A 26,054-nucleotide genomic window follows, 5' to 3' on the forward strand; every position below is an offset into this window, starting at 1 on the left:
AGAATGTCCGGACTGCCATCCCACGCGCGCGTCGTCATCATCGGCGGAGGTGCCGTTGGCGCATCCGCGCTCTATCATCTGGCCAAGGCCGGCTGGACCGACAGCGTGCTCTTGGAAAAGAACGAGTTGACGGCCGGTTCCACCTGGCATGCCGCCGGCAACGTGCCGACCTTTTCCTCCTCCTGGTCGCTGATGAACATGCAGCGCTATTCGGCCTCGCTCTATCGCGAACTCGGCGATCTGGTCGACTACCCCATGAACTACCATGTCACAGGCTCCATCCGCCTCGGCCACTCGAAAGAGCGCCTGCAGGAGTTCAAGCGCGTCGTCGGCATGGGGCGCTACCAGGGCATGGATCTCGACATCCTCTCACCCGACGAGATACGCGGAAAGTATCCCTTCCTCGAAACGCACGACCTGACGGGCGCACTCTACGACCCCAATGACGGCGACATTGACCCGGCGCAGCTGACGCAGGCCCTGGCCAAGGGCGCGCGCGACATGGGCGCAAAGATCTTCCGCTTCTGTCCCGCCACCGGCGTGCGCCGAGAGGGTGACGAATGGGTGATTTCCACGCCGCAGGGCGAGATTCGCTGCGAAAAGGTCGTCAACGCCGCCGGCTATTATGCCCGCGAAGTGGGGAAATGGTTCGGCCGCGACGTGCCGATGATGGTAATGAGCCATCAATACATGCTGTTCGAGGAAATCCCGGAACTCGCTGCCTGGTCGCGCGAAGCCGGCCACAAGCTGCCGCTGCTGCGCGACGTCGATAGCTCGTACTATCTGCGCCAGGAAAAGACCGGCATGAACCTCGGCCCCTACGAGCGAAACTGCAAGGCGCACTGGGTGACGCCGGACGATCCGATGCCGGATGATTTTTCCTTCCAGCTCTTCCCGGACGATCTCGACCGGCTCGAATGGTATCTCAACGACGCCGTCGAGCGCGTGCCGATCCTCGGCACGGCCGGCCTGTCGCGCATGATCAACGGCCCCATCCCCTATGCGCCGGATGGCAACCCGCTGCTCGGCCCCATGCCCGGCGTGCCGAACGCCTATGAGGCCTGCGTCTTCACCTTCGGCATCTGCCAGGCCGGCGGCGCCGGCAAGGTGCTGGCGGAATGGGTCACGGAAGGCGAGACGGAGTGGGACATGTGGTCCTGCGACCCGCGCCGTTACACCAGCTTTGCCGCCGACAAGGAGTATTGCGTCGCCAAGGGCATGGAAATCTACGGCCACGAATACGCCATGCATTTCCCGAAACACGCCTGGCCGGCCGGCCGGGACCAGAAGCATTCGCCGATCCATGATCGCATCAAGGCGCTGGGTGCGCAGTTCAAGCCCTATAACGGCTGGGAGCGTGCCAACTGGTACGCCCAGCCCGGCGATGACACCTCGGAAGAGTCGACCCAGACCTGGAACCGTGAAGGCCCGTGGCGGCCACGCATCGAGGAAGAATGCCGCGCCGTCACCGAGGCCGCGGGCATTCTCGACCTGCCCGGCTTCTCGCGCTTCCGCGTGAAGGGCGAGGGCGCGACGGCGTGGCTTTCGACGCTCACCACCGGCAAGCTGCCAAAGCCCGGCCGCATCGGTCTCGCCTATTTCTCCGACGACAAGGGCCGCATCGTCACGGAAATGTCGGTCATGATGCTGGACGAGGATTTCTTCTTCCTCATCACAGCGGCAACCGCCCAGTGGCACGATTTCGAATGGCTGCAGAAGCATGCGCCCAAGGATGCCGGCTTCACCATCGATGACGTCACGGAAAACTTCTCCTGCCAGATCCTCTCCGGCCCGAAGTCCCGTGCCATCCTCGCCGAGGTCGCGGATGCGGACCTCGCGAAGGGCTGGCTGACGCACCAGAGCTGCCAGATTGCCGGCCGTTGGTGCCAGCTTGTGCGGGTCTCCTTTGCCGGCGAACTCGGCTGGGAAATCCATACGAAGGTCGAGGACACTGCGGCGATCTTCGATGCCGTCTGGGAGGGGGGCCAGAAACATGGCCTCAAACCCTTCGGCATGGAGGCGCTCGACAGTCTGCGCATCGAGAAGGGCTACCGCGCCTGGAAGGGCGATCTTTCGACGGACTACACGATCCTGCAAGGCGGGCTTGACCGCTTCGTCGACTGGGCGAAGCCCGACTTCAAGGGCAAGGCGGCGCTGGAGCGCGAGAAGCAGCGGGGCGTCACCAAGCGCTTCGTGACGCTGACGGTGGAGGCCGGCGACTGCGACGCGCCCTACATGTCGACGCTCTGGCACAACGGAAAGGTCGTCGGCGAGACGACCTCTGGAAACTGGGGCTACCGCACCGGCAAATCCATCGCGCTCGGCATGCTGAAGGCGGACCTTGCCGTGCCCGGTACGGAAATCGAGGTGGAAATCTACGGTGATCGTTTCAAGGCAACGGTCCAGCCGGACGGCCCGCTGTTCGACCCCAACAATGAAAGACTGCGTGCATGAGCAAGCCCATTCCCTCCAAGGCGAGAGCCGTCATCATCGGCGGCGGCGTATCCGGCTGTTCGGTCGCCTACCACCTCGCCAAGCTCGGCTGGACGGATGTGGTGCTTTTGGAGCGCAAGCAGCTCACATCAGGCACCACGTGGCATGCGGCCGGCCTGATCGGCCAGCTGCGCGCCTCGCAGAACATGACGCGCCTCGCGAAATATTCCGCTGACCTCTACACCAAGCTCGAGGCCGAGACCGGCATCGGCACCGGCATGCGCCAGTGCGGCTCTATGACCGTAGCGCTGACCGAAGAGCGCAAGGAGGAAATCTACCGCCAGGCCTCGCTCGCCCGCGCCTTCGACGTCGATGTGCGCGAAATCACCGTTGACGAGGTGAAGGCGATGTATCCGCACCTCAACACGGCGGATGTGAAGGCCGCCGTGCACCTGCCGCTCGACGGGCAATGCGACCCGGCGAACATCGCGATGGCCTTGGCAAAGGGCGCGCGGCAGAACGGTGCGACGGTCATAGAGAACGTCAAGGTCACCTCCGTCGTCACCAAGGACGGCCGGGTGACAGGCGTCACCTGCGAGCAGAACGGTGAGACGTTTACGATCGAGACCGACAACGTCGTCAACGCCGCCGGCATGTGGGGGCGTACGCTCGCCGACATGTCGGGCGTTACGCTGCCGCTGCATGCCTGCGAGCATTTCTACATCGTCACCGAGCCGATCCCGAACTTGCAGCGGCTACCGGTTCTGCGCGTGCCGGACGAGTGCACCTACTACAAGGAAGATGCCGGCAAGATGTTGATCGGCGCCTTCGAGCTGAAGGCCAAGCCCTGGGGCATGGACGGCATCAGCGAGGATTTCTGCTTCGACCAGCTGCCGGAAGATTTCGATCACTTCCAGCCGATCCTGGAAAATGCCATCAACCGCATGCCGATGCTGGAGACGGCAGGCATCCACACCTTCTTCAACGGCCCTGAGAGCTTTACGCCGGACGACCGCTATTATCTCGGCGAGGCGCCGGAACTGAAGGGCTACTGGGTCGCCGCCGGCTACAATTCCATCGGCATCGTCTCCTCCGGCGGTGCCGGCATGGCGCTGGCGCAATGGATGAACGATGGTGAGGCACCGTTCGACCTCTGGGAGGTCGATATCCGCCGTGCCCAGCCGTTCCAGAAGAACCGCGCCTATCTCAAGGACCGCGTGTCGGAAACACTTGGGCTGCTCTACGCCGACCATTTCCCCTATCGCCAGATGGCGACGGCCCGTGGCGTTCGCCGTTCGCCGCTGCATGAGCACCTGAAGGCGCGTGGCGCGGTGTTTGGCGAAGTGGCGGGCTGGGAGCGCGCCAACTGGTTCGCCAACGAAGGGCAGGAGCGGGAATACCGCTATTCCTGGAAGCGGCAGAACTGGTTCGAGAACCAGAGGCAAGAACACCTAGCCGTCAGAAACGGCGTCGGCCTGTTTGACATGACCTCCTTCGGCAAGATCCGCGTGGAGGGGCGTGATGCGCTCGCCTTCCTGCAACGCCTCTGCGCCAACCAGATGGACGTCGCCCCCGGCCGCATCGTCTATACCCAGATGCTGAACAACCGCGGCGGCATCGAGAGCGACCTGACGGTCACGCGTCTTTCGGAAACCGCCTTCTTCCTTGTCGTGCCGGGCGCGACGCTGCAGCGCGACCTTGCCTGGCTGCGCAAGCATCTGAAGGATGAGTTCGTCGTCATCACCGATGTCACGGCGGCCGAAAGCGTGCTTTGCGTCATGGGGCCGAAGGCGCGCGAACTCATGCAGAAGGTCAGCCCGAACGATTTTTCCAATGCGGCGCATCCCTTCGCATCAGCGCGGCAGATCGAGATCGGCATGGGCCTCGCCCGCGCCCACCGCGTCACCTATGTCGGCGAACTTGGTTGGGAGCTTTACGTCTCCACCGACCAGACGGCGCATGTCTTCGAGGCCCTGGAAGAAGCGGGCGCCGATGTCGGCCTGAAACTCTGCGGCCTGCATACGCTCGATAGCTGCCGCATCGAAAAGGCCTTCCGCCATTTCGGCCACGACATTACCGACGAGGACCATGTTCTGGAAGCCGGCCTCGGCTTTGCCGTGCGCACCAAGAAGGGCGATTTCATCGGCCGTGATGCGGTGCTGCGCAGGCAAGAAGAGGGGCTGAAGCGCCGCATGGTACAGTTCAAGCTTGCCGATCCAGAACCGCTGCTCTTCCACAACGAGGCTTTGGTGCGCGACGGAAAAATCGTCTCGACCATCACATCGGGCAACTACGGCCACCATCTCGGCGGCGCCATCGGCCTGGGCTATGTGCCGTGCGCCGGCGAAAGCGAGGCGAATGTGCTTGCCTCCAGCTACGAGGTCGAGATTGCCGGTGTGCGGGTGAAGGCGGAAGCCTCGCTGGCGCCGATGTATGATCCCAAGTCGGAAAGGGTACGCGCATGACCACGCTTGCCGAACGCCACCAGCGGTTTCACGACCTCCACCAGTCGGGCTGTTTCGTCATCCCGAACCCCTGGGACATCGGTTCCGCCCGCATGATGGCAGCCTCCGGTGCCGTCGCGCTCGCCACCACCTCCGCCGGTTTCGCCTTTACGCTCGGCCGGCCGGACATGGGCCGCGTGACACGCGATGAATCCTTGAAGCACGCGGAAGATCTCGTGCGCGCAACGCCGCTCCCCGTCTCCGGCGATTTCGAAAACGGTTTTGTCGATGCGCCCGAGGACGTCGCCGAAACGATCCGGCTCGCCGCCGAAGTCGGCCTGTCCGGCTGCTCGATCGAAGATACGCAGATGGTGGATGGCAATCCGGCCTATGGCTTCGATCTGGCCGTCGATCGTATCCGCGCTGCCGCCGATGCGGCCCGGTCACTCGGCCGACCCTTCATTCTCTGTGCGCGTGCAGACGGCGTGATGAACGGCGTCTATGATCTCGACGAGGCCATCCGGCGCATCCAGGCCTTCGAGAAGGCGGGCGCCGACCTGCTCTATGTGCCGGTGCCGCCGGGTGCCGAGGAGTTGAAGCGCGTGGTGCAATCGGTCGCAAAGCCGGTCAATGCGCTTGCCGCCGGGCCGCTCCGCCAGCTCACCGTTCCGCAACTGGCCGCGATGGGCGTGCGCCGCATCTCGCTCGGCTCGATGATCGCCCGCGTCACCCATGCGGCTATCGCCGAGCAGATGGAATCCATCGTGAAGGATGGCAGTTTCGCAAAATTGTCCGCTGCTGCGTCGGGTGACCAGATCAACGAGATGCTTGCCGCCGGTGCGGGGGAGGCGGACGATACGTGACTAGACAGTTTCGCCCCGGTGGCCCGCCAGGCGGTGCGGGAGAAGTTCAAGATCTACTTCCGAGCCGTTTGATAGTGATTCACGAGACTTCTCTATCTGGTTGTTAATGCGGGAATTTTCGGATCCGTGTTAACCACCGCGACGGTCGAAATGGGTGCGCAGCGAGACGTGCGTCTGTACGGTCGCAATCCCGGGCGTCGTTGCGATCTGCCGGCGAACGGTGTCGAGTTCGGCGTTCGACGAGCATTCGACGAGCAGCATCAGGTCTGTCTGGCCAGCGAGCGACCAGCAGGTCACGACATTCGGAATGCCGGTGAGATGCGGCACGATATGGTCGCAGTTGCGGCCCTGCTGGAAGCCGATGGCAATCAGCGCCTCCACGCCCGGTCGCTCCTTGTCGATACCGAGCCGCACCGTATAGCCGGCGATCACGCCCTTCGCCTCCAGCCGCCGGATTCGCTCGTGCACGGCGCTGCGGGAGAGCCCGGTATGGCGCGCAAGTTCCACGAGGCTTTTTCGTGCATCGGCGCGAAGGGCCGCCAGCAGCAGTTTGTCTTTCTCGTCCAGTTCGTTCATCCGGAATTTTCCCCACTCGACCGGATGATTGTCCGGCCACATGTCGCCTTGCTGCGCGAAACCGGACAGAAAAGCAACTAATCGTCGGTTATCGCTTCAAGGAGAGACTGATGCAGACCATACCGGAAAATGCCGTCCTGATCCCGATCGACATGCAGCGTGCTTTCGATGCCGCGCCTTGGCCGCGGCGCTGGAACGAGCGGCTGGATGAAAACGGCCTTGCCTTGCTTGCCGTCTGGCGGGGTGCCGGGCGTCCGATCATCCACGTCCGCCATGACAGTGTCGAGCCGGGCTCGACGCTTCGGCCGGAGGCGCCGGGCAATGCGCTGCGACCCGGTTTTGCGCCGCAGGCCGGCGAGCCGCTGGTGACGAAGAGCGTCAATGCCGCCTTTATCGGCACGGACCTCGATTTGCGCCTGCGCCGCCTCGGCGTGGACACGGTGGTGCTGTTCGGCATTTCGACGGATATGTGCGTTTCAACCAGCGTGCGCGTCGGCGCCAATATGGGCTACCGCGTCATCCTCGTCGAGGACGCCTGCGACTGCTTCGACCTGCCGGACGGCGAGGGCGGCACGATCCCGGCAAGGGATGTCCACCGCGCGCATGTCGCGACGCTCCGGCACGAATTCGCCACCGTGTTGCGGACGGCGGACCTTATCGCGACCGTCTAACGGACGACTGCGCGTACATCGCGTGCGCCAAAATCCCATTCGGGGACCGTGGCGGGGTTGAGGTCGCTGCCGGGGAAGACGGCGAAGGTGGTGAAGGGCTGGCTTTCGCCCGGGCGCACGCGCAGCACGATGAACGCGCTGTCGCGACCGACCTCCCGGCAGGTGCCATTTGGGCAGTCGGAGAGCACGACGTCGAGCCGGAAGGACTGCATGGGCGACGTGCCCTTGTTGGTGATGTTGCCGGTCACGCGAAAACTTGTCTTCGTCTGGCCGGCAGCCGCCTGCATATCCGAAAGTTCGACGGTGTCTTCCGTGAGCACCGGTACCGTGGCGTTCGGCGTCACGGCCTCGCCGGAGGGCGCGCGTTCATCGACGAACCAGATGAGAAGGGCGCTCGCAAGGCCGAAGGCGACCACGATGGTGAGGGCCGGTTCGACCCAGCTTTGAAAACGCCGGAAACGCAATGCGAGATACAGAATTGCCGCCGCCGCGACTGCAAATGCCCAAATCATTCAGGTCCTCCTGAATATGCTATAGCGTGCGCGACGGGCTGCAGGAAGGTCGCTGCTCTCACTTTGCCTTGAGGCTGATCCAATAGGCGCCGTCAAAGGGCACGGCGGCGAAGCGTGCGTTGATTTCCTTCAACGTCTGGTCGGGATCGATATCGGCAAAGATGTCCGGGCGCAGCCAGTGCGCGAAGGCTTCCGCGGCAAGGATGTTGAGCGGCACGGCGTTGAAGAAGTTCCAGAGGCCGTAGACACGCTGTTCCTTCACGGCCTTGAGGTTTGCGAGGAACGGGCTTGTGACGGCACGGGCCAGCGTCTCGCGCGCTTCGTTCGGATCGACGCCGGGGCCGATCGAAAACGAGCTATAGGTGCCGCCCGGAGAGGCGGTAGCGATATAGACGTCCGGATTTCCGGCGACGATGAATTCCGCGCTGACGATGCCGCCGTGCGCTGGCAGGCTTTCAGCAATGTTGCGGCTGCCGGTGATGGCGATGAAGGCGCCGAAACCGCCGGTGCCGTAGGCGTAGCAGCACTTTTCCGGGTTCGGGAAGGCGTCCATCAGCACGATCGGACCCGGTTCGGGATGCTGGGCGACGCGGTCGCGGATGCGCTTGACGCGTGCCTCGTAGAAGTCGGCGAAGGCGTTTGCTTGGTCTTCCCGGTTCAGCACCTTGCCGAGAAGCCGCATGTTGCCGGCGGTGTTGTTCAGCGCGTCGCTGTTGAAGTCGACGACGATGACAGGCACGCCGCTTTGCTCCAGATAAGTGATTGCCTGTTTGCCGAGTTCGGTGTCAGCCTGCCAGTTGGCGAGGATCGCGAGGTCTGCCTTCAGCGAGAGCACGGTCTCGAACGACACGGTGATGCCGTCGCCGATGATCGGCACCTCTTCGATTTTCGGGAACTTGTCCTTGAAGCGCGCGTAGATTTCCGGGTTGTCGCCCTTCATGTCGTTGGCCCAGCCGGCGAGCAGGCTCACCGGGTCGGGGTGGATCAGCGAGAGCGCGACGAGGTTGAAGCCGCTACCGAGCAGGATCGCCTTCGGCGCGGTCGGGATGGTGACCTCGCGGCCGAGCGCATCCTTCACGGTCAGCGGGTACTGCACTTCGGCGCGGACGGGGAGGGCCGCCCACAGCAGGATGGCGGCGAGGAGGCTGAAGAGGCGCAGGGTCATTGTTTTCTCAATTCGGGCAGGGCGCAGAGTTCGCCGCAGCCCGGGATGCCGGGCAGCATGTAGCGCAGGCAGCAGACCTTGCGGCGACATTGGACCGTACCGGCCTCCAGTTCGTGGCGCAGGCAGCCGTGGAAGGGGTTGCGGCTACCATTTGCAAGTAGCGGGCAGTCGAAAAGCGGACGCGATGGCCAATGGTCGTCGCCTTCGGGCGACGAGCGGTCGGTGGCGTTAAAGGCGTAGTCGATGTAGACGGCGGCGTTGTTCCAGGCAAGTTTTGGCGCGATGCCGGATTTTTCCTTGAGGAGGGCGATCGCGCGGGAAAGATGGCAATCCACCAGCGGCGTGATGAGATCGACGAGGTCCTTGCCTTCGCTCCAGTCACCCTCATGCGGCAGGCCGAAGGCGCGGGGCAAGCCGTCCTCGCCGATCGCAATCGTCATGTCCTCCAGGGCGATAGGCAGCGTCATCTCCGCCCGGCGCGCCACGACATAGGGGATTGCCAGTGCGGAAAAATAGTACAGCGACCAGAAGGAGGCGGCGGCCCGCCGATCGGCATTGCCGTGGCTTGCCGCATAGCGGTCGAGCGTTTCGGAAAACCCGTCCCCCGCCAGGAAATCACAAAGCGGCATGGCACCCTCAAGGTCCGATGAGAGCATCATCTTCTCACCGCACCAGGCATGTTCACCGGTAAAGACCGCCTTCAGGCCATTGGGCCTGAAGGCGGTTTCGCCGTCCTGGGAGGAATAGGGCGTCAAGGGCTTACCACGCGTATTTCAGGCTGCCGATAACCGTGCGGCCCTGGTCACGATAGCAATAGCCGGCTGAGCATACAGAATCTTGGCGGTTGAAGAGGTTCGTCGCGTTGACCTGAAGCTTCAGGCCTTCGAAGTCCTTGTTGATTGCGGCGAAATCGTAGGAGATCGACGCATCGATGAGGGCGCGCGAGCTGTTCGTGGTGGTGTTTTTGTCGTCACCGAAGCTCGAACCCAGGAAGCGCACGCCTGCGCCGATGCCGAGGCCGGCCAATGCGCCGTCTTCCGGCATGTCGTAATGTGCCCAAAGCGAAGCCATGTGGTTTGGCACGGAAGAGACCTCGTTTCCGACGGTGCCGGTCGGGCCGTCGAGGATTTCGGTCTGCGTGTAGGTGTAGGATGCGATGAGCGAAAGGCCGTTGTCCAGGGAGGTGTTTGCCTCGAACTCGAAGCCGCGCGAACGGATCTCGCCGCGTTGGACCTGGGCATTGGTGACGGTGCCGTCGGGGAGTTTCACGACCTCATAATACAGGCTGTTCTTCTGATCGATGTTGAAGAGCGCGGCCGTCAGCAGCGTGTTGCTGTTCGGCAGCAGATATTTCACGCCGATTTCCTGCTGTTCGCTCTCCGTCGGCTTGAACGGGTTGCGCGTTGTGAGGTCGACGCCACCATTCGGCGAGAAGGCTGTCGAGTAGCTGGCATAAGGCGTGATGCCCCATTCCGTTTCATAGGTTGCGCCGGCACGCCAGGTGAAGGCACGGTCCTTCTGGTTGGTCGTGCCCACGGCGCCGGAGGCCAGATCGGTATCGTCCGTATCCGTCGATACCCAGTCGTAGCGGCCGCCCAGCGTGAGGGTGAGCGCGTCGTAGCGAATCTGATCCTGAAGGTAGAGGCCGGTTATGAACTGGTCCTGCACGGTCTTCGTCTGGAAGGCGATCGGATCGACCGGCCGGCCCGCCGTCGGGTTGTCGGTGTCGATTGGCGGCGCGGTGCCGTAGCCGTTGAGCGACTTCCAGTAGATCTTGGTCAGATCGATGCCGCCCAGCATCGTGTGTTCCAGCGCGCCCGTCTCGAACTTTGCTTCGAGCTGGTTGTCGATGGTGTAGGTGTTCAGCCATTCTTCGTAGGTGCCGGCCGTGCCTTCCAGCAGAGTTGGGTCGTCCTTGTTCCGCTCGGACGCGAACGCCCAGTCGGCGTCGATGTTGAGCCTGGATGCGCGGGCGTTCTGACGGAAGACGAAGACATCGTTCAGGCGGTGTTCAAATTCGTAGCCGATGCGCCCCTGGTCCTGAATGGCATCGTTGAAGGCCGGATTACCGGCGAAGATGTCGGTGACCTTGCCGGCAGCGCTGTCGAAGAAGTAAGCCGCCGTGCCGCCGGTCTCGGTCCGGGAGTATTCGCCGAGGATGGTGAGTTTTGTGTCCTCGTCCGGTTTCCAGGTAAAGGCCGGTGCGATGTAGGCGCGATTATCCGGAACGCCGACCTGTTCGGTGTCCGAATCGCGGAGCAGACCGGTCAGGCGATAGTAGAACGGGTCTTCCTCGTTGACCGGGCCGGAAAAATCGAACTGGCCCTGGTAGCGATCGTGACTGCCATATTGCACCTGTACCTCGCGCAAGGCCTCTTCCGTCGGGCGCTTGCTGATGAGGTTGTAAAGGCCACCGGCGCCGGCAGGCCCGTACAGCGCCGAGGACGGGCCGCGCAGGATCGAGACGCCTTCGAGGCCGTAGGGCTCCGTCTTGAAGAGCGAGGAGCCAAAACCCGGCTGGCGCAGGTTGTCGCGGAAGATGCCGGTATAGGTCACATCGAAGCCGCGCAGCGTGAAGCTATCGAAGCGCGGGTCGAAGCCGTAGCCGCCGACACGGGTGCCGGGCGTGTAGGCGATGGTGTCGAGCAGCGTCTGAGGATTGCGGTCTTCCAGCTGCTGCTGGGTGACGGAGGAGATTGACTGCGGCGTCTGGATGAAAGGCGTATCCGTCTTTGCGCCAGTCGCGCTGCTCTTGCCGACATAACCATCCGCCGTGATCACGCCGCCGCTGCCGCCGTTGATGACAATCTCTTCGAGAACGGTCGTGCCGCCATCCGTCGTGGTTGCCGCCTGATCCTGCGCATGGGCGACAGTGGCGAGCGTAAGGAGCGAAGTGCCGGCGAGGGCCAGGCGAGACATCGTGCGGAAACGGTTGGGCATGCGGATCACTTTCTGACGAGACAATCAATAACATGACTGTTTTCATCAGGATTATGGGGGTCCGCAACAAATTATATGACTAAGAGACTCATGTTTAGGTCCGTGTTGCGCGATTGCAACACGGACTGTGGATGGCCTGCACTCAGAAGGCGAGGCTGCCCGCCATGAATGCAAGCACAACGAAAATGAAGAAGATGATGAGGGCGATCGCGAAAAGAACCTTGGCGATGGTGGCTGTCGCGGCCGAGACGCCGGAGAAACCCAGGAAGCCGGCGATCAGCGAGATAACGAGGAAAATCAGTGCCCATTTCAGCATGGCGGTGCCTCCGATGATGTCGGAAGAAGACGCGCGACGGGTGAAATTGTTCCAGAAATGGCAATCTCCCGGAGCGCGGAGAACACTCCGGGAGAGGCCGCGCGGGCGGCCGACGGCTCGAGGGTCAGCCGTGGTTGATCATGACGTGGCGCACGGCGGTGTAGTCCTCCAGCGCGTAGATCGACATGTCCTTGCCGTAGCCCGACTGCTTGACGCCGCCATGCGGCATTTCGGTCGTCAGCATGAAGTGCGTGTTGATCCAGGTGCAGCCATATTGCAGGCGGGACGCCGCCTTCATCGCCTTGCCGATGTCCTTCGTCCAGACGGAGGAGGCGAGGCCGTAGTCGCTGTCATTCGCCCAGCTGATCGCCTGGTCCGCTTCGGAAAAGCGCGTGACGGAGACAACGGGGCCGAACACCTCGCGGCGGACGATCTCGTCGTCCTGCGTGGCACCGGCCACCACCGTCGGCTGGAAGAAGTAGCCGTCGTCGCTGCCGGCCCGTCCGCCAGCGGTGATCTCGATGTGCTTCACCTCGGCTGCACGCTCGACGAAGCTCGCGACGCGGTCGCGCTGGCGCTTGGAGATCAGCGGACCGATCTCGTTCAGTGAATCGTCCGGGTCATTGTACTTGATGGTCGAGACGGCAGCGGAGAGGTCGGCGACGAGCTTTTCGTAGATGCCGTCCTGCGCATAGATGCGGCAGGCGGCGGTGCAGTCCTGCCCGGCATTGTAGTAGCCGAAGGCGCGGATGCCGGCGACGACGGCGTCGATATCCGCATCGTCAAAGACGACGACGGGGGCCTTGCCGCCGAGTTCGAGATGCGTGCGCTTGACGGTCTTTGCCGCCGCCGCCAGCACCTTCTTGCCGGTCGCGATGTCACCGGTGATCGACACCATGTTGATCTTCGGATGGTTGATCAGCGTGTTGCCAACCGTCTCCCCGCGGCCGAGCACGATATTGACGACGCCCTCCGGCAGGATGTCGGCCAAGAGCCTCGCCATCTTCAGCGCGGTCAGTGGGGTCTGTTCGGAAGGCTTGAAGACGACAGTGTTGCCACCGGCAATGGCCGGCGCCAGCTTCCAGGCCATCATCATCAGCGGGTAGTTCCACGGCGCAATCGAGCCGACGATGCCGATCGGGTCGCGGCGGACCATGGAAGTAAAGCCCGGCAGGTATTCCGCGGCGACCGGCGCCTGCAATGTGCGGATGGCGCCGGCGAAGAAGCGCCAGCAATCGACGATGGCCGGCAGTTCGTCGTTGCGCGCCGCGTTGATCGGCTTGCCGCAGTTCAGCGATTCCAGCGCGGCGAAGGCATCGGCGTCCTTCTCGATCGCGTCGGCGATCCGGAGCAGGTAGCCGGAGCGTTCGGCGGGCGTGGTGGTCGCCCAGGAGACGAAGGCCTTTTCGGCGGCGTCCACGGCGGCGTCGATTTGTGCGTAGGAAGCCTCCGGTAGATCGACGATCTTGCCGCCGGTCTTCGGGTTCAGGATGTGCTCTTCCGCCTCGGTGCCGGCTTCGAAGCGCGAGCCGATCAGCATCTGGGTGTCCATCGTGGTTCTCCCTATCGTTGGTTCATTTGCCGGCGCCGGCAATCTGGTCGCCGTCGCGGGTGAGGTAGTAGGCGCCGAGGATCGGCAGGAAGGTGAGGAGTACGACCACCATGGCGACGACGTTGGTCACCGGGCGTTGCCGTGGGCGCACAAGCTCTTCGAGCATCCAGATCGGCAGGGTCGATTGCTGGCCGGCGGTAAAGGTCGTCACGATCACCTCGTCGAAGGAGAGCGCGAAGGCGAGCATCCCCCCGGCGAGCAGCGCCGTGCCGATGTTCGGCAGGATGATGTAGCGGAAGGTCTGGAAACTGTCGGCGCCGAGGTCCATCGAGGCCTCGATCAGCGAGCCCGAGACGCGGCGGAAGCGGGCTACGGCATTGTTGTAGACGACCACGACGCAGAAGGTCGCGTGGCCGAGCACGATCGTCCAGAACGAGAAGGGGATCTCTGCAAACGAGAAGGCGGAGCGCAGCGCAATGCCGGTGATGATTCCGGGCAGCGCGATCGGCAGGATGACAAGCAGCGAGATCGTCTCGCGGCCGAAGAATTTCGTGCGGGAGACCGCGGCGGCGCAGAGCGTGCCGAGCACCAGGGCGATGGCCGTCGAGATGGCAGCGACGCGGACGGACAATCCCATCGCGGCCCAGACATCCGGCCGGTTCCAGGTCACCGCAAACCATTGCAGCGTGTAGCCCGGCGGCGGGAACTGGTAGCTCTTCTCCTCAGTCGTGAAGGCATAGAGGAAGATCAGCAGGATCGGCAGGTGCAGGAAGGCGAGGCCGGCGCCGGCGGCGATTTTCAAGCCGAGAGGGGCGGAGGTGTTCTTGTCAGAGCGCATCGAAGGCTCCCTGTCGCTTGGCCATCCAGAGATAGAGGCCCATGATGACGATCGGCACGACGGTGAAGGCGGCGGCCAGCGGGATGTTGCCGGCCGTGCCCTGCTGGGCATAGACCGCCTGGCCGATGAACAGCCGCGACGAACCGATGATCTGCGGGATGATGTAGTCGCCCAGCGTCAGCGAGAAGGTGAAGATCGAGCCGGCAATGATGCCGGGCAGTGCCAGGGGAAACAGCACGTAGCGGAAGGTCTGGGAGGGCCTGCCGCCTAGGTCGGCGGACGCCTCGATCAGGTTGCCCTGCACACGCTCAAGTGCCGCCTGGATCGGCAGGATCATGAAGGGCATCCAGACATAGATGAAGACGATGAAGGTGCCGGTATAGCTGATCGACAGCGACGTGCCGCCGACGACGGGAAGCGCAAGCCAGGCGTCGAGCAACCAGAGCAGGTGCAGCTTGGCGAGCGCCCAGGTGACGATGCCTTCCTTGGCGAGGATCAGTTTCCAGGCATAGACTTTGACGAGATAGCTCGACCACAGCGGCAGCATGACGCCCAAATAGAAGATGACCTTCCATTTTCCCTTGGCGTAACGCGCCGCATAATAGGCGATCGGGAAGGCGATGATGGCGGAGGCGAGCGTCACCAGCACCGCCATGAGGACGGTGCGCAGGATGATGTCGAAGTTCGACGGGATGAGCAGCTGCCTGTAGGTGGCGAGCGTGAACTCGTAGTTGATCAGCCCGGAAAAGTCGTCGATCGAGAAGAAGCTCTGCAAGAGCAATGCAAAGAGCGAACCGAGATAGATCACGCCGAGCCAGAGCAGCGGCGGCGTCAGCATCAGCAGCAGCAGGATTTTCGGGTTGCGCCAGAAGAAATCCGAAAGCCGTCCGGTGAGGCCTTCGCGGCGCGCAAGGATGGAGGTGTCGGCCACGGCGCTCATTGGGTGGCGTCCATCTGGTGCAGGTCTTCCGGCAGGAAGGAGAGGGTGACCGTCTCACCCTGCTGCGGCACGGCAAGCGAGGCCGGCAGCATGGCGGCGATGCGGGTGCCGGCCGTTTCGACCGTTACCCGGTTCGCCGCACCGAGGAAGTTCGTCGCCGTGACGCGGCCGGAAAATTGCTTGCGGCCCGGGCCGTCGCCGAGCGTGATGTCCTCCGGCCGCAGGCTGGCATGGCTGTTGCCGAAGCCGAGGCTTGCCACGAAATCCGGCGGCAGCACGTTGGAGGAACCGACGAAATCGGCAACAAACCGTGTCTTCGGCCGCTTGTAGACCTCCTCCGGCGTGCCGAGCTGCTGGATCTTGCCGTCGTTGAAGACCGCGATGCGGTCTGCCATCGACAGCGCTTCGCCCTGGTCGTGCGTGACGAAGATGAAGGTGATGCCGAGCGATTTTTGCAGCGACTTCAGCTCTTCCTGCATCTGCTCGCGCAGCTTCAGGTCGAGCGCGCCGAGCGGCTCGTCGAGCAACAGCACGCGGGGGCGGTTGACCAGCGCCCGGGCGAGCGCCACGCGCTGGCGCTGGCCGCCGGAAAGCTGGCCGGGCCGGCGCGTGCCGTAGCCGGGCAGTTTGACCATGGCAAGCGCCTCTTCCGCCGCCTTCAGGCGCTCCGCCTTGCCGACACCCTTGACCATCAGGCCATAGGCGACGTTTTCGAGGATCGAGAGATGCGGGAAGAGGGCGTAGTCCTGAAACACAGTGTTGACGTTGCGCCGGTAGGGCGGCACGCCTTCCGCCGTCTCGCCAAAGATCTCGATATGGCCGGCGGTCGGCTGTTCGAAACCGGCCATCAGGCGCAGGCACGTCGTCTTGCCGGAGCCGGACGGCCCGAGCATCGCGAAGAACTCACCCTCGGCTATGGCGAGATCCACGCTATCGACGGCGCGCACGGCGCCGAAATGGCGGGACACTTGCTGGAACAGGACGGCGGTCATGGGGGCTCCCGGGGTTGTCTTGGGCGATGGGCGATCCGCTCAAACGCCAATCGCAGAAAGTCGTCAGGTGGGGAGACGGCACAGCTAGCCGATCTCCCCCACAAGTGCGGGGTCGTCTCATATGGATTGAGAGGGCCTGTCTTGCTCCTTCTCCCCAGCGGGGAGAAGGTCGCGGCAGCGGGATGAGGGGGGGCGCAGACGATAGACGGTGTGCGATCCCCCTCATCCGACCCTTCGGGCCACCTTCTCCCCGATGGGGAGAAGGGAGGTGCAGCATCGGCGTGCCCCTATGCGATCATCCTGTTCGCGGCCGGGAGATCGAGAAGCAACGACCTCAGCGGCCGCCGATCACGCCGATATAGTCGGAGACCCAGCGGTGGTAGGGCACGCATTCGCCCTGGCTTTCGCATTTCGAGACCGGCGTGCGCCAAAAATTGATCTTCTCGAAGTTCTCGAAGCCGTTGGTCTTGCAGCCTTCGTCGGTGAGGAGCGCATTGCCCTTGCAGGCGGCCGGAACCGAGGGGACCGCGCCGAACCACGCGGCCGCGTCACCCTGCACCTTGGCGGACAGCGAATGTTCCATCCACATATAGGCGCAGTTCGGGTGTTGGCTTTCGGCATGCAGCATGGTCGTGTCCGACCAGCCGGTGACGCCCTCTTCCGGGAAGGTCGAGGCGATCTTCTGCTTTTCCGCCTGCATCAGGTTGACCTGGAACGGCCAGGAACCGGAAGCGACTACGCCTTCGTTCTTGAAGTCGTCGATCTGGATCATGGCATCGTGCCAGTAGCGGCCGACCAGCGTGCGCTGGACGCGCAGCAGGTCGAGGGCTGCCTTGTACTGGTCTTCGTTGAGTTCGTAGGGGTTCTTGATACCGAGTTCCGGCTTGTGCGCCATCAGGTATTGCGCGGCATCGGCAATGTGGATCGGGCCATCATAGGCCTGTACGCGGCCCTTGTTCGACTTGCCGTCCGGCAGCGTCATTTCCTCGAACACGACGTTCCAGCTCTTCGGCGCTTCGTCCTTGAAGGCGTCCGTGTTGTACATCAGCACGTTCGGCCCCCAGAGATAGGGCGTGCCGTAGTGAACGCCGTTCACCGTGTTCCAAGGCGCGCTCTGGAGGCGCTCGTCGACGGTCTTCCAGCTCGGGATGAGGTCGGTGTTGATCGGCTGGACGCGCTTGCCGGCGACGAGGCGCAGCGACGCGTCGCCCGAGGCGGTGACGAGGTCGAAGCCGCCTTCGTTCATCAGCGCGACCATTTCGTCGGAGGTCGCCGCAGTCTTCACGGAAACCTTGCAGCTCGTCTTCTTCTCGAATTCGGTGACCCAGTCGTAATTCTTGTCCGTCTCGCCACGCTCGATATAGCCGGCCCAGGCGACGATCGAAACCTCACCTTCGCCAGCGCCGAGTTCCTTCAGGGGCTCCTGGGCGAGGGCGGATGCGGTGAAGGTGAGCGAAAGGGTAAGCGCGGTGCAGGAATGCAGAAGTCGCTTCATGACAGTCTCCCGGTTTGATCCGCTTGGTGCGGTATTGTTCCCGAGAGAAAAGGTGCCGCGATTTCGCCGCTTTCGCAAATTCATTAATCAGAATGTCGCTATCGGAAATTCCGAAAGCGGAGCTGTCAGCGCCCCCGCCCACCCCGCAGTGCCTCCGCCAGCCCGACGAAATCCCGCGCCGCCTGCGGCAGGCTGGAGCCCTTGCGCCAGACCATGCCGACCTGCACGACCGGCAGCGCGCCGGAGACGTCGCGGCTTTCGATGCGGTCGCCTTCCAGCGACCAGGGACGGTAGACGAGGTCGGGCAGAAGCGCGATGCCGGCGCCCGTGGCCACCAGGCTGCGCACCGCTTCCACCGAGCGGGTGCGGAAGGCGACATGCGGGCGGGCGCCGAGGGCTGACAACAGTTTCCCGGTATTTTCCTCGATTTCATCGACCGTCAGCATGATCAGCGGTTCCTTGGCGATATCGCTGACGGAAATGATATCGGCCGAGACGAGGGGATGGCCGATCGGCAGCCAGAGCCGATAGGGCGAGGTCTCGATGATTTCAGCCTGGAGCGCCATGCGGTCGCGCAGGTTGGAGATGACCATGACGGCAACGTCCAGTTCGCCGCCGACCAGCAGGTGTTCCAGATAGGAACCATTGTCCTCGATGGCGCTGACATCGATACCGGGAAAGGCGCGGCGGTAGCGCGAAAGCAGGTCGGACAGCACGTAACCGGCGACGAGCGAGGTAACGCCGAGATTGAGCTGGCCCTTTTCGGCCGTGCGGTTGTCGGAGAAGGAGCGGCGTGCATCGGAAACGTCGGCGAGGATTTTTGTGGCGTGGCGCAGGAACTGATGACCGTTGTGCGTCGTCGTCAGGCCGCGCGGATGGCGATCGAAAAGCTCCACGCCGAGATCGGATTCAAGTTCCTTGATCGCCTCGGTGATCGAGGATTGTGAGATCGACAGGTTTTGTGCGGCGCGCGTGATAGAGCCTTGCTCCGCGACGGCGACGAAATATTGCAATTGCCGGAAGGTGAATGCCATGGCGGCAGTTAATATGGCCGGGCAGAATGAGGCAAGCGGCGAAAATTCCTTGGGAAAGCCGCGGGCAGGACAGGCGCTGTTGCACGACGTTGTTATGATAGCCGCAACCGACGAGGAGCCACCATGACTGAACGCCCCATGCCGACCGAAGCTGGCATTTTGGCCTTCCACAAGCGCTGCGAGGATTTTTATCCCGCCGATGCCGTCGATGCGGACATTACCCAGCAGCGCGCCTGGTATGATGCGCTGTGTGCCGCCTTCGATGCATCGCCGCCGGCAGGCATGGTCAAGGAGGATGGTTTGGTGGCGGAGCGTATTCCGGTGCGCCGCTACCGGCCAGCGACGGTGACGACGGCAACGCGGCTGTTCTACATTCACGGCGGTGGTTTTGTCGTTGGCTCGCTCGACAGCCACGATGCGATCTGCGCCGAGATTGCTGAGGCGGCCGGGGCCGAGCTTGTTTCCGTCGATTATCGCCTGTCGCCCGAACATGTCTGGCCCGCCGCGTTCGATGATTGCTGGGCTGTCCTGATTGAGCTTTTGCTGGAGGAGCGCCGGGTCGTCGTGATCGGCGACAGCGCAGGTGGCAATCTTGCGGCCGGCATCGTGCTGAAGGCGCGGGACGAGGGGCTGAAGGGTGTTGTCGGGCAAGCCCTGATCTATCCGGGCCTCGGTGGCGATCTCGTCTCCGGTTCCTATCAGGACATGGCGGAAGCGCCCGGGCTTTCGACCGCGGATGTCGCTTACTACCGCGATATCTACCAGGCGCCGGAGGACGAGGTGCTCGCCTTTCCACTGCGCTCGGAAAATCTTGCCGGGTTGCCGCGAACCTTCATCACCGGTGCCTATTTTGATCCGCTACGCGACGATGCGCGAGCCTATGCGGCGCGGCTGGTGCTCGCCGGTGTGCCGGTGGAGTTTCGCGAGGAGGGGCAGATGATCCATGCGTGGCTTCGTGCTCGTTCCATGAGCGACGGTGCAAAAGCCGGCTTTGCGGCGCTCTGCGATGCCGTGCGCCGGATGGCGAACCCATGAGCGGCGTCACCGATCTGGACGACCTGCTGGCGACCATGGAGCCCACCCTTGTCGAGGGCATTTTCGTCTATGCCAGTGTGGCGGCTGACGATCTGGCAAACCACCTTTCCCGTCGGCCGATCGGGCTCTTTCGCGAGGAAGAAGGCATCACGCTGATCCTGCCTGCCGACGCCGCTGAGGGACTGGCCGCAAGCCCGCCGATGCGCATGATCACGCTGACCGTGCATTCCTCGCTGGAGGCCGTCGGTTTGACCGCCGCCTTCGCCACGGTGCTAACGGCGGCAGGTATCAGCGCCAACGTGGTTGCCGGCTTCCATCACGACCATATATTCGTTCCGGATCGGGATGCCGAACGGGCGCTCGAAACGCTGAAGGATTTATCCCGGGCGGCGCGTGAAAAGGGAGATGCGTGATGAATATTCTGCGCTTTGCAGGTGTCGCTCTTGCGTTTGGACTATTGGCGGCGGGGCCATCCACGTCCTTTGCAGACGATGCGGCGGTGCCGATCCCGGCCTGCGCCCTATCTGGTTCGAAGAGCGTCTTCATCGGCGGCGCGCCGGCTCTTCGGCTCTCCGACGTGGTGAATTGCCCGCCGGAACTCTACGAGATCGTGCCGAGCATCATGATCGAAGGCCAGCCGATGGTGAAGTTCCGCACGGGCGTCGGCGAGAAGGGCAATTGCACGGCGCGGGGTGATGAGACGGTGAGTGTTGAAGGCGGGTCCGCCAGCCGTCTTGGCGATGTGAGCTGCACGCAGAAATGACTTAACACGCGTCACGCGTGGTTTAGCTGGCAAAGCCATCCCACCCTCGACGTCATCCTCGGGTTTAACCCGAGGATCCACCACTGTGCACGGAGCGTGGATGGTCGAGTCAGGCCCGACCATGACGAAAGAGAGGTTTGCAGGCATTCTCAAACCGAAACGGGCGGCCAAGGCCGCCCGTTTTGTCAGTTGCCAGCGCTTTCCATGCGTCGGGTCGTCAGCACCTTCTCCAGCCAGCCGATTTCCATTTCGGGGACGGATTTCAGGAGCAGGTCGGTGTAGTCGTCGAAAGGTGGTGAGAGCACCTTCGATTTCGGGCCGAAGCGGACGAGTTTTCCCCGGTGCATCACGGCCACGCTATCGGCGATGGCGCGCACGATGGCGATGTCGTGGGTGATGAACATGTAGGAAACGTGGGTTTCGTCCTGGAGCTTCAGCAGCAGCTTCAGGATGCCTTCCGCCACCAGCGGGTCGAGGGCGGAGGTTGGCTCGTCGCAGAGGATGAGTTCCGGCTTCGCCGCGAGCGCACGCGCGATCGCCACGCGCTGCTTCTGGCCGCCGGACAGTTCGGCCGGGTAGCGGTCGGCGAAGCGGCCGCCCATCTCGATCTGCTCCAACAGTTCCTTGACCCGCTCGGTTTTCTGCTGGCCGCGCATGCCAAAATAGAAGGTGAGCGGGCGGCCGACGATGTCGCGCACCGTCTGGCGCGGGTTCATCGCGGTGTCGGCCATCTGGTAGATCATCTGGACCCGGCGCAGCTCGTCGTTCGACCGGCCCTTCAACGCCTTCGGCAAGGGTTTGCCATCGAAGCTGATCGTGCCTTCCTGCGGGGGCAGCAGGCCGGTGATGACGCGGGCGAGGGTGGATTTGCCGGAGCCGGATTCGCCCACAATCGCCAGCGTCTGGCCCTTCGGCAGGTGCAGCGAAACGTTCTGCAGCACCTTGAAACCGTTGGAATAGCCGGCGGTGATGTTGTCCACCTTCAGAAGCGTGTTCGACTGGTCGGGGGCTTCATCCCGCTTGGTGCCGCGCACATTGACCAGCGCGCGGGTATAATCCTGTGTCGGCGCTTCGATGATCTGTTTTACCGAGCCGTATTCCACCATCTTGCCGTGGCGGAGCACGAGGATGTCGTCCGTGATCTGCGCCACGACGGCAAGGTCGTGGGTGATGTAGAGTGCTGCGGTGTGGGTCTCTTCGATCGCGTGCTTGATGGCGGCAAGCACGTCGATCTGCGTCGTCACGTCGAGTGCTGTGGTCGGCTCGTCGAAGACGATGAGCTCCGGGTTGGGGCAGAGCGCCATGGCGGTCATGGCGCGCTGGAGCTGACCGCCCGAGACCTGGTGCGGATAGCGCTGGCCGAAGGTTTCAGGGCTCGGCAGGCCGAGCACCTTGAACAGGTAGAGCGCGCGCTTTTCCGCCTCCGCACGGGTCATGATGCCGTGTTTCAGCGAGGCCTCTATCACCTGCTCGCCGAGCCGGTGGGCGGGGTTGAAAGCCGCCGCCGCAGATTGCGCGACGTAGCAGACTTTTGCGCCGCGCACCTTGCGGATGCCGTTCGGGCCGAGCTTCAGCAGGTCTTCGCCGTTGAGCTTGACCTCGCCGCCGGTGATGCGCACCCCGCCGCGCCCGTAGGCGAGCGCGGTGAGGCCGATGGTGGACTTGCCGGCGCCGGATTCGCCGATGAGACCGAGTACCTTGCCCTTCTCGACGTTGAAGGACACGCCTTCGACGAGCGTGACCGTCCGTGGCGGCTCGCCGGGCGGATAACTGGTCGCCTCGATTTTCAGGTTCTTGACGGAAAGCAGATCAGGCATCGCCGCGTCCTCCCTTGAGGCTCGAGGTGCGTTTCATCAGCCAGTCGACGACGAGGTTGACGCAGATGGCCAGCCCCGCAATCGCACCGCCCGGAATGAGGGCGGCCGAAATGCCGAAGATGATGCCGTCCTTGTTGTCCTTCACCATGCCGCCCCAGTCCGCCGCCGGCGGCTGGATGCCGAGGCCGAGGAAGGAGAGGGTGGAGAGGAACAGGATCGAGAAGGCGAAGCGCAGGCCGAATTCGGCGAGCAGTGGCGAGAGCGTGTTGGGGAGGATTTCGCGAAAAATGATCCAGCCCGTGCCTTCGCCGCGAAGGCGTGCGGCTTCCACGAACTCCATGACGGCCACGTCGAGTGCAACGGCGCGGCCGATGCGGTAGACGCGGGTACTGTCGAGGACCGCCATCACGAGGATGAGGATCCAGAGCTGCTGCGGCAGCACGGCGAGCACGACGAGGGCGAAGATCAGCGTCGGTATCGCCATCATCAGGTCGTTGAAGCGCGAGAAGGCCTGGTCGACCAACCCGCCGGTGACGGCCGCCGTGAAGGAGAGCAGCATGCCGAGCGAGAACGAGAGCACGGTCGCCGCCAGCGCCACGAAGATCGTGGTACGGGCGCCGAAGATCAGCCGCGAGAAGAGGTCGCGGCCGAGATTGTCGGTGCCGAGAAGATAGTCGCCGCCGATCGGCTCCCAGACGGAGCCGACGATCTGGCTTTCGCTATAGGGGGCGATGATGGGGGCGAAAAGGGCGCAGAAGAGGGCGAGGACAATGCCCAGAATGCCGACCCACGCGCTGATTGGAATGGAGCTCAGTCTCATCGCGGATGCCTCAGCCGTGGGTTCGCGATGATCGCAAGGATATCGGCGAACATGTTGAGGAAGATGTAGAAGGCGGCGAAGATCAGGCCGCAGGCCTGCACCACCGGCATGTCACGCACCGTCACGGCGTCGACCATGTACTGGCCCATGCCTGGATAGACGAAGACCACCTCCACCACCACGACGCCGACCACGAGATAGGCGAGGTTGAGCGCGATGACGTTGATGACCGGTGCAAGCGCGTTCGGTGCGGCATGTTTTGCGATGACGCGCAGGCTGCCGAGCCCCTTGAGCTCGGCCGTCTCCACATAGGCGGACGACATGACGTTGAGGATCGCCGCCCGCGTCATGCGCATCATGTGGGCGAGCACCACGAGCACCAGCGTTGCCGTTGGGAGTGCTATGGCTGACAGGCGCTGGCCGATGGTCATGCTTTCATAGACCGTTGCCGGGAATGTCGCGACACCGAGTTGCACCGCAAAAAACAGGATCAGCAGGTAGCCGACGAAGAACTCGGGAAGTGAGATCGCCGCCAGCGAGATGACGTTGATGATCTTGTCGGGCAGGCGGTTTCGGTATTGCACGGCGAGCATGCCGAGCCCGACCGCGAGAGGCACGGAGATGATGGCTGCGAAGAAGGCGAGGAACAGCGAATTGCCGAGGCGTTTGCCGATCTGTTCGCTGACGGAGTTTTTCGACGCCCAGGAACTGCCGAAGTCACCCTGGACAGCGCCCCTGAGCCACTTGAAGTAGCGGGTGGTGGCGGGCTGATCGAGGCCGAGATCCTTGCGGATATTCTCGATGGCCTGCGGTGTGGCGGACTGGCCGAGATAGGTGGTGGCGAAGTCGCCGGGCAGGGCTTCCACGCCCCCGAAGATCATCAGGGACACGGCGAAGAGCAAGGCCACGCTGAGCGCAAGGCGTTGCAGGATGAGCGCAGCGAGCGGGCTGCTTTTGCTGAGTTTCGCCCAGAACGAAGGCGTCGCTTCGTTGATGGGAGCTTCAGTGGACGCAACCGACCCGGCAACGCCGACAGACTGCGGGGCTTCGCCCGCAGTCGTCGTTGCTGTCAGCTCCGGACCGTGCGCCGGTCCGCCGCCGGTCATCAGGCGTCGAGCCACACGCGGGTTGCGACATAGCCGTTCGACATGTCGTTGCCGATGTCGTGCACGTAGCCCTTCACGTTCTTGCCGCAGGCGTTCACGAAGTCGTTGAACATCGGCAGGATGAGGCCGCCCTCGTCACGCACCATCATGGCCATGGCGCGGTACATCTCCTTGCGCTTGGCTTCGTCCAATTCCGAACGGGCCTGGAGCACCATCTTGTCGAAGTCTTCGCGCAGGAAGCGCGTGTCGTTCCAGTCCGCCTTCGAGAGGTAAGCGGTCGAGTACATCTGGTCCTGCGTCGGACGGCCGCCCCAATAGGAGGTCGAGAAGGGCTGGACGTTCCAGACGTTCGACCAGTAGCCGTCACCGGGTTCGCGCTTCACTTCGATCTCGATGCCGGCCTTCTTGGCGCTCTCCTGGTAGAGAACGGCGGCGTCCACGGCGCCCGGGAAGGCGACGTCCGACGTGCGCAGCAGGACCGAACCGCTGTGGCCCGACTTCTTGTAGTGGAAGGCGGCCTTGTCCGGGTCGTAGGCGCGCTGCTCGATGCCTTCGGGGAAGAGGGCATAGGTCTCGTTGATCGGGAAGTCGTTGCCGACCTTGCCGTAACCGCCGAGCACCTTTTCCAGCATGGTCTCGCGGTCCATCGCGTATTTCAGCGCCAGACGCAGGTCGTTGTTGTCGAACGGCGCCGTGTTGCAATGCATGATGAACACATAGTGGCCGCGGCCGGAGGTGGAGAGGATTTCCACGGTCGGCGCACGCTTCAGAAGATCAACGGTCTTCGGATCGACGCGGTTGATGTAGTGCACCTGGCCGGACGAAAGCGCTGCAATACGAGCCGTTGCGTCGTTCATCGCGATCATTTCGATCGTGTCGACGAAGCCGCGGTCCTGGCGCCAGTCGTCGGCGTTGCGTTCGAAGGTAGCGCGAACGCCGGCTTCGAAGCTGGTGACCTTGTACGGGCCGGTGCCGATCTGGGCGTTCGGATCGTCGAGACCGCCATTCGGCTGGATGACGAGGTGGTAGTCGGTGAGCAGCAGCGGCAGGTCGGCATTGCCTTCCGTCAGCACGAGCACAAGCTTGTCGCCGTCGGCCTTGATTTCCTTGATCGACTTCATGACGCCGAGCGCACCCGATTCCGACTTCTCGTCGGTGTGGCGCTGCAGGGTCTTGATGACGTCATCGACCGTCAGTTCCTTGCCGTCGTGGAATTTCACGCCCTTGCGGATGGTGAAGGTCCACGTCGAGGCGTCCGCGGACGGTTCCCAGGATTCGGCGAGTGCGGGAACGGGCTTGCCGGTCAGCGGCTCGGATTCGACAAGCATGTCGCCCCAGTTGCGGCCGACGACGAACATGAACTGCGACAGCGCCTTTGCAGGGTCCTTCGAGTCGGTTGCGGCAGCGCCTTCGAGGCCGAGCTTGAGAGCCCCGCCACGCTTCGGCTCCTGCGCCTTGGCGGCGGTGTCGAACATCGTGCCGGCAACAGCGAGCGTGATGCCGAAGGCTGCGGCGCGGCCCATGAATTCACGGCGGTTCATCTTGCCCAGTGTGACCTGGCCGGTGAGGTATTTGGTGTAATCAGTCATTCCCCTGTTCCCTTTTGCTCGCCCTGAAATGGGCATTTGTCGTTGTGATTGGCAGAATTTCTGTTTTTCGCCTCTAAGGCAACCTTACGGCCGACTTTTATGCCGCCGGCAGCGTATTCCCGTCTTCCGAAAACCTCCTCTTTCCGCATTGTC

At 63.3% G+C, this 26,054-nt stretch carries 23 protein-coding genes; 7 read left to right on the top strand and 16 right to left on the bottom strand.

What is annotated here, in order from left to right; translation table 11 throughout:
* Positions 1-3 precede the first annotated feature (3 nt).
* The 3 genes from ACT6VE_RS02195 to ACT6VE_RS02205 are packed head-to-tail and all read left to right on the top strand — an operon-like array spanning position 4 to position 5,740.
* Complete coding sequence (locus tag ACT6VE_RS02195) at positions 4-2,454, top strand: GcvT family protein (protein ID WP_444796981.1); 2,451 nt, start codon at positions 4-6, stop codon at positions 2,452-2,454.
* Positions 2,451-4,898, top strand: a complete 2,448-nt coding sequence (locus ACT6VE_RS02200) for a GcvT family protein (protein WP_444796982.1) — start codon at positions 2,451-2,453, stop codon at positions 4,896-4,898. Before ACT6VE_RS02195 ends, ACT6VE_RS02200 begins: the two co-directional genes overlap by 4 nt.
* Positions 4,895-5,740, top strand: a complete 846-nt coding sequence (locus ACT6VE_RS02205; RefSeq protein WP_444796983.1) for an isocitrate lyase/PEP mutase family protein — start codon at positions 4,895-4,897, stop codon at positions 5,738-5,740. Before ACT6VE_RS02200 ends, ACT6VE_RS02205 begins: the two co-directional genes overlap by 4 nt.
* A 129-nt stretch (positions 5,741-5,869) precedes the next feature.
* Here the strand turns inward: ACT6VE_RS02205 and ACT6VE_RS02210 are convergent, their stop codons facing one another.
* Positions 5,870-6,316: an Lrp/AsnC family transcriptional regulator gene (locus ACT6VE_RS02210; RefSeq protein WP_444796984.1), complete on the bottom strand. Its 447-nt coding sequence runs from the start codon at positions 6,314-6,316 to the stop codon at positions 5,870-5,872.
* A 110-nt stretch (positions 6,317-6,426) separates the two neighbouring features.
* Here ACT6VE_RS02210 and ACT6VE_RS02215 point away from each other — a divergent pair, with 110 nt between their 5' ends.
* Positions 6,427-6,987 (top strand): cysteine hydrolase family protein, encoded by a 561-nt coding sequence (locus ACT6VE_RS02215; RefSeq protein ID WP_444796985.1) that lies wholly within the window; start codon positions 6,427-6,429, stop codon positions 6,985-6,987.
* Here ACT6VE_RS02215 and ACT6VE_RS02220 read toward each other — a convergent pair.
* The 11 genes from ACT6VE_RS02220 to ACT6VE_RS02270 all read right to left on the bottom strand — a co-directional run bounded on the left by ACT6VE_RS02220 (position 6,984) and on the right by ACT6VE_RS02270 (position 18,771).
* The gene (locus ACT6VE_RS02220) at positions 6,984-7,499 is read right to left on the bottom strand and encodes a hypothetical protein (RefSeq protein ID WP_444796986.1); all 516 of its coding nucleotides are present in this window, start codon (positions 7,497-7,499) and stop codon (positions 6,984-6,986) included. The genes ACT6VE_RS02215 and ACT6VE_RS02220 overlap by 4 nt on opposite strands.
* A 58-nt stretch (positions 7,500-7,557) precedes the next feature.
* Complete coding sequence (locus ACT6VE_RS02225; protein WP_444796987.1) at positions 7,558-8,664, bottom strand: ABC transporter substrate-binding protein; 1,107 nt, start codon at positions 8,662-8,664, stop codon at positions 7,558-7,560.
* On the bottom strand, positions 8,661-9,323 hold the full coding sequence (fhuF, locus tag ACT6VE_RS02230) for a siderophore-iron reductase FhuF (protein WP_444797437.1): 663 nt from the start codon (positions 9,321-9,323) through the stop codon (positions 8,661-8,663). The genes ACT6VE_RS02225 and fhuF overlap by 4 nt, the downstream gene beginning before the upstream one ends.
* Positions 9,324-9,423: 100 nt before the next feature.
* Entirely contained in the window at positions 9,424-11,628 is a 2,205-nt protein-coding gene (locus ACT6VE_RS02235) for a TonB-dependent siderophore receptor (RefSeq protein ID WP_444796988.1), read from the bottom strand.
* 118 nt (positions 11,629-11,746) lie between these two features.
* A complete protein-coding gene (locus ACT6VE_RS02240; protein ID WP_444796989.1) occupies positions 11,747-11,920 on the bottom strand; it encodes a DUF1328 domain-containing protein in 174 nt (57 codons plus the stop codon).
* Positions 11,921-12,044: 124 nt separating this feature from the next.
* Positions 12,045-13,472, bottom strand: a complete 1,428-nt coding sequence (locus tag ACT6VE_RS02245) for a gamma-aminobutyraldehyde dehydrogenase (protein ID WP_444796990.1) — start codon at positions 13,470-13,472, stop codon at positions 12,045-12,047.
* 22 nt (positions 13,473-13,494) lie between these two features.
* Positions 13,495-14,310 carry an ABC transporter permease gene (locus ACT6VE_RS02250; protein ID WP_444796991.1) on the bottom strand — a complete coding sequence of 272 codons (816 nt, stop codon included), beginning with the start codon at positions 14,308-14,310 and terminating at the stop codon, positions 13,495-13,497.
* Positions 14,300-15,250: an ABC transporter permease gene (locus ACT6VE_RS02255; RefSeq protein ID WP_444796992.1), complete on the bottom strand. Its 951-nt coding sequence runs from the start codon at positions 15,248-15,250 to the stop codon at positions 14,300-14,302. The genes ACT6VE_RS02250 and ACT6VE_RS02255 overlap by 11 nt, the downstream gene beginning before the upstream one ends.
* Positions 15,247-16,242 (bottom strand): ABC transporter ATP-binding protein, encoded by a 996-nt coding sequence (locus ACT6VE_RS02260; RefSeq protein ID WP_444796993.1) that lies wholly within the window; start codon positions 16,240-16,242, stop codon positions 15,247-15,249. Before ACT6VE_RS02260 ends, ACT6VE_RS02255 begins: the two co-directional genes overlap by 4 nt.
* A gap of 334 nt (positions 16,243-16,576) precedes the next feature.
* The gene (locus ACT6VE_RS02265) at positions 16,577-17,737 is read right to left on the bottom strand and encodes an ABC transporter substrate-binding protein (protein ID WP_444796994.1); all 1,161 of its coding nucleotides are present in this window, start codon (positions 17,735-17,737) and stop codon (positions 16,577-16,579) included.
* Positions 17,738-17,862: 125 nt separating this feature from the next.
* A complete protein-coding gene (locus ACT6VE_RS02270; protein WP_444796995.1) occupies positions 17,863-18,771 on the bottom strand; it encodes a LysR family transcriptional regulator in 909 nt (302 codons plus the stop codon).
* Between the two features lie 123 nt (positions 18,772-18,894).
* Between ACT6VE_RS02270 and ACT6VE_RS02275 the strand changes: the two genes are divergently transcribed.
* Genes ACT6VE_RS02275 through ACT6VE_RS02285 form a run of 3 tightly spaced genes read left to right on the top strand, consistent with a single transcriptional unit; the run spans position 18,895 to position 20,569 of the window.
* Positions 18,895-19,806 carry an alpha/beta hydrolase gene (locus ACT6VE_RS02275; protein WP_444796996.1) on the top strand — a complete coding sequence of 304 codons (912 nt, stop codon included), beginning with the start codon at positions 18,895-18,897 and terminating at the stop codon, positions 19,804-19,806.
* On the top strand, positions 19,803-20,219 hold the full coding sequence (locus ACT6VE_RS02280) for an ACT domain-containing protein (protein WP_444796997.1): 417 nt from the start codon (positions 19,803-19,805) through the stop codon (positions 20,217-20,219). The genes ACT6VE_RS02275 and ACT6VE_RS02280 overlap by 4 nt, the downstream gene beginning before the upstream one ends.
* Complete coding sequence (locus ACT6VE_RS02285) at positions 20,219-20,569, top strand: hypothetical protein (protein WP_444796998.1); 351 nt, start codon at positions 20,219-20,221, stop codon at positions 20,567-20,569. The genes ACT6VE_RS02280 and ACT6VE_RS02285 overlap by 1 nt, the downstream gene beginning before the upstream one ends.
* Before the next feature lie 185 nt (positions 20,570-20,754).
* Here the strand turns inward: ACT6VE_RS02285 and ACT6VE_RS02290 are convergent, their stop codons facing one another.
* From ACT6VE_RS02290 to ACT6VE_RS02305, 4 genes are read right to left on the bottom strand one after another with little or no spacing between them, the layout of a single operon-like run.
* The gene (locus ACT6VE_RS02290) at positions 20,755-22,386 is read right to left on the bottom strand and encodes an ABC transporter ATP-binding protein (protein ID WP_444796999.1); all 1,632 of its coding nucleotides are present in this window, start codon (positions 22,384-22,386) and stop codon (positions 20,755-20,757) included.
* Positions 22,379-23,206, bottom strand: a complete 828-nt coding sequence (locus ACT6VE_RS02295; protein WP_444797000.1) for an ABC transporter permease — start codon at positions 23,204-23,206, stop codon at positions 22,379-22,381. Before ACT6VE_RS02295 ends, ACT6VE_RS02290 begins: the two co-directional genes overlap by 8 nt.
* Positions 23,203-24,327, bottom strand: a complete 1,125-nt coding sequence (locus ACT6VE_RS02300; RefSeq protein ID WP_444797001.1) for an ABC transporter permease — start codon at positions 24,325-24,327, stop codon at positions 23,203-23,205. The genes ACT6VE_RS02295 and ACT6VE_RS02300 overlap by 4 nt, the downstream gene beginning before the upstream one ends.
* On the bottom strand, positions 24,312-25,901 hold the full coding sequence (locus ACT6VE_RS02305) for an ABC transporter substrate-binding protein (RefSeq protein ID WP_444797002.1): 1,590 nt from the start codon (positions 25,899-25,901) through the stop codon (positions 24,312-24,314). The genes ACT6VE_RS02300 and ACT6VE_RS02305 overlap by 16 nt, the downstream gene beginning before the upstream one ends.
* Positions 25,902-26,054: the final 153 nt, after the last annotated feature.

Source organism: Shinella sp. (genome assembly GCF_052438155.1).
GTDB lineage: Bacteria > Pseudomonadota > Alphaproteobacteria > Rhizobiales > Rhizobiaceae > Shinella.

What these genes read in the sequence shown, in the direction of transcription:
- ACT6VE_RS02200 (WP_444796982.1), top strand. Translation starts at nt 2,451, where the DNA reads ATGAGCAAGCCCATTCCCTCCAAGGCGAGAGCCGTCATCATCGGCGGC.
- ACT6VE_RS02255 (WP_444796992.1), bottom strand. Translation starts at nt 15,250, where the DNA reads ATGAGCGCCGTGGCCGACACCTCCATCCTTGCGCGCCGCGAAGGCCTC.
- ACT6VE_RS02205 (WP_444796983.1), top strand. Translation starts at nt 4,895, where the DNA reads ATGACCACGCTTGCCGAACGCCACCAGCGGTTTCACGACCTCCACCAG.
- ACT6VE_RS02270 (WP_444796995.1), bottom strand. Translation starts at nt 18,771, where the DNA reads ATGGCATTCACCTTCCGGCAATTGCAATATTTCGTCGCCGTCGCGGAG.
- ACT6VE_RS02250 (WP_444796991.1), bottom strand. Translation starts at nt 14,310, where the DNA reads ATGCGCTCTGACAAGAACACCTCCGCCCCTCTCGGCTTGAAAATCGCC.
- ACT6VE_RS02245 (WP_444796990.1), bottom strand. Translation starts at nt 13,472, where the DNA reads ATGGACACCCAGATGCTGATCGGCTCGCGCTTCGAAGCCGGCACCGAG.
- ACT6VE_RS02280 (WP_444796997.1), top strand. Translation starts at nt 19,803, where the DNA reads ATGAGCGGCGTCACCGATCTGGACGACCTGCTGGCGACCATGGAGCCC.
- ACT6VE_RS02265 (WP_444796994.1), bottom strand. Translation starts at nt 17,737, where the DNA reads ATGAAGCGACTTCTGCATTCCTGCACCGCGCTTACCCTTTCGCTCACC.
- ACT6VE_RS02220 (WP_444796986.1), bottom strand. Translation starts at nt 7,499, where the DNA reads ATGATTTGGGCATTTGCAGTCGCGGCGGCGGCAATTCTGTATCTCGCA.
- ACT6VE_RS02210 (WP_444796984.1), bottom strand. Translation starts at nt 6,316, where the DNA reads ATGAACGAACTGGACGAGAAAGACAAACTGCTGCTGGCGGCCCTTCGC.
- ACT6VE_RS02275 (WP_444796996.1), top strand. Translation starts at nt 18,895, where the DNA reads ATGACTGAACGCCCCATGCCGACCGAAGCTGGCATTTTGGCCTTCCAC.
- ACT6VE_RS02215 (WP_444796985.1), top strand. Translation starts at nt 6,427, where the DNA reads ATGCAGACCATACCGGAAAATGCCGTCCTGATCCCGATCGACATGCAG.
- ACT6VE_RS02295 (WP_444797000.1), bottom strand. Translation starts at nt 23,206, where the DNA reads ATGAGACTGAGCTCCATTCCAATCAGCGCGTGGGTCGGCATTCTGGGC.
- ACT6VE_RS02240 (WP_444796989.1), bottom strand. Translation starts at nt 11,920, where the DNA reads ATGCTGAAATGGGCACTGATTTTCCTCGTTATCTCGCTGATCGCCGGC.
- ACT6VE_RS02195 (WP_444796981.1), top strand. Translation starts at nt 4, where the DNA reads ATGTCCGGACTGCCATCCCACGCGCGCGTCGTCATCATCGGCGGAGGT.
- fhuF (WP_444797437.1), bottom strand. Translation starts at nt 9,323, where the DNA reads ATGATGCTCTCATCGGACCTTGAGGGTGCCATGCCGCTTTGTGATTTC.
- ACT6VE_RS02260 (WP_444796993.1), bottom strand. Translation starts at nt 16,242, where the DNA reads ATGACCGCCGTCCTGTTCCAGCAAGTGTCCCGCCATTTCGGCGCCGTG.
- ACT6VE_RS02290 (WP_444796999.1), bottom strand. Translation starts at nt 22,386, where the DNA reads ATGCCTGATCTGCTTTCCGTCAAGAACCTGAAAATCGAGGCGACCAGT.
- ACT6VE_RS02225 (WP_444796987.1), bottom strand. Translation starts at nt 8,664, where the DNA reads ATGACCCTGCGCCTCTTCAGCCTCCTCGCCGCCATCCTGCTGTGGGCG.
- ACT6VE_RS02285 (WP_444796998.1), top strand. Translation starts at nt 20,219, where the DNA reads ATGAATATTCTGCGCTTTGCAGGTGTCGCTCTTGCGTTTGGACTATTG.
- ACT6VE_RS02305 (WP_444797002.1), bottom strand. Translation starts at nt 25,901, where the DNA reads ATGACTGATTACACCAAATACCTCACCGGCCAGGTCACACTGGGCAAG.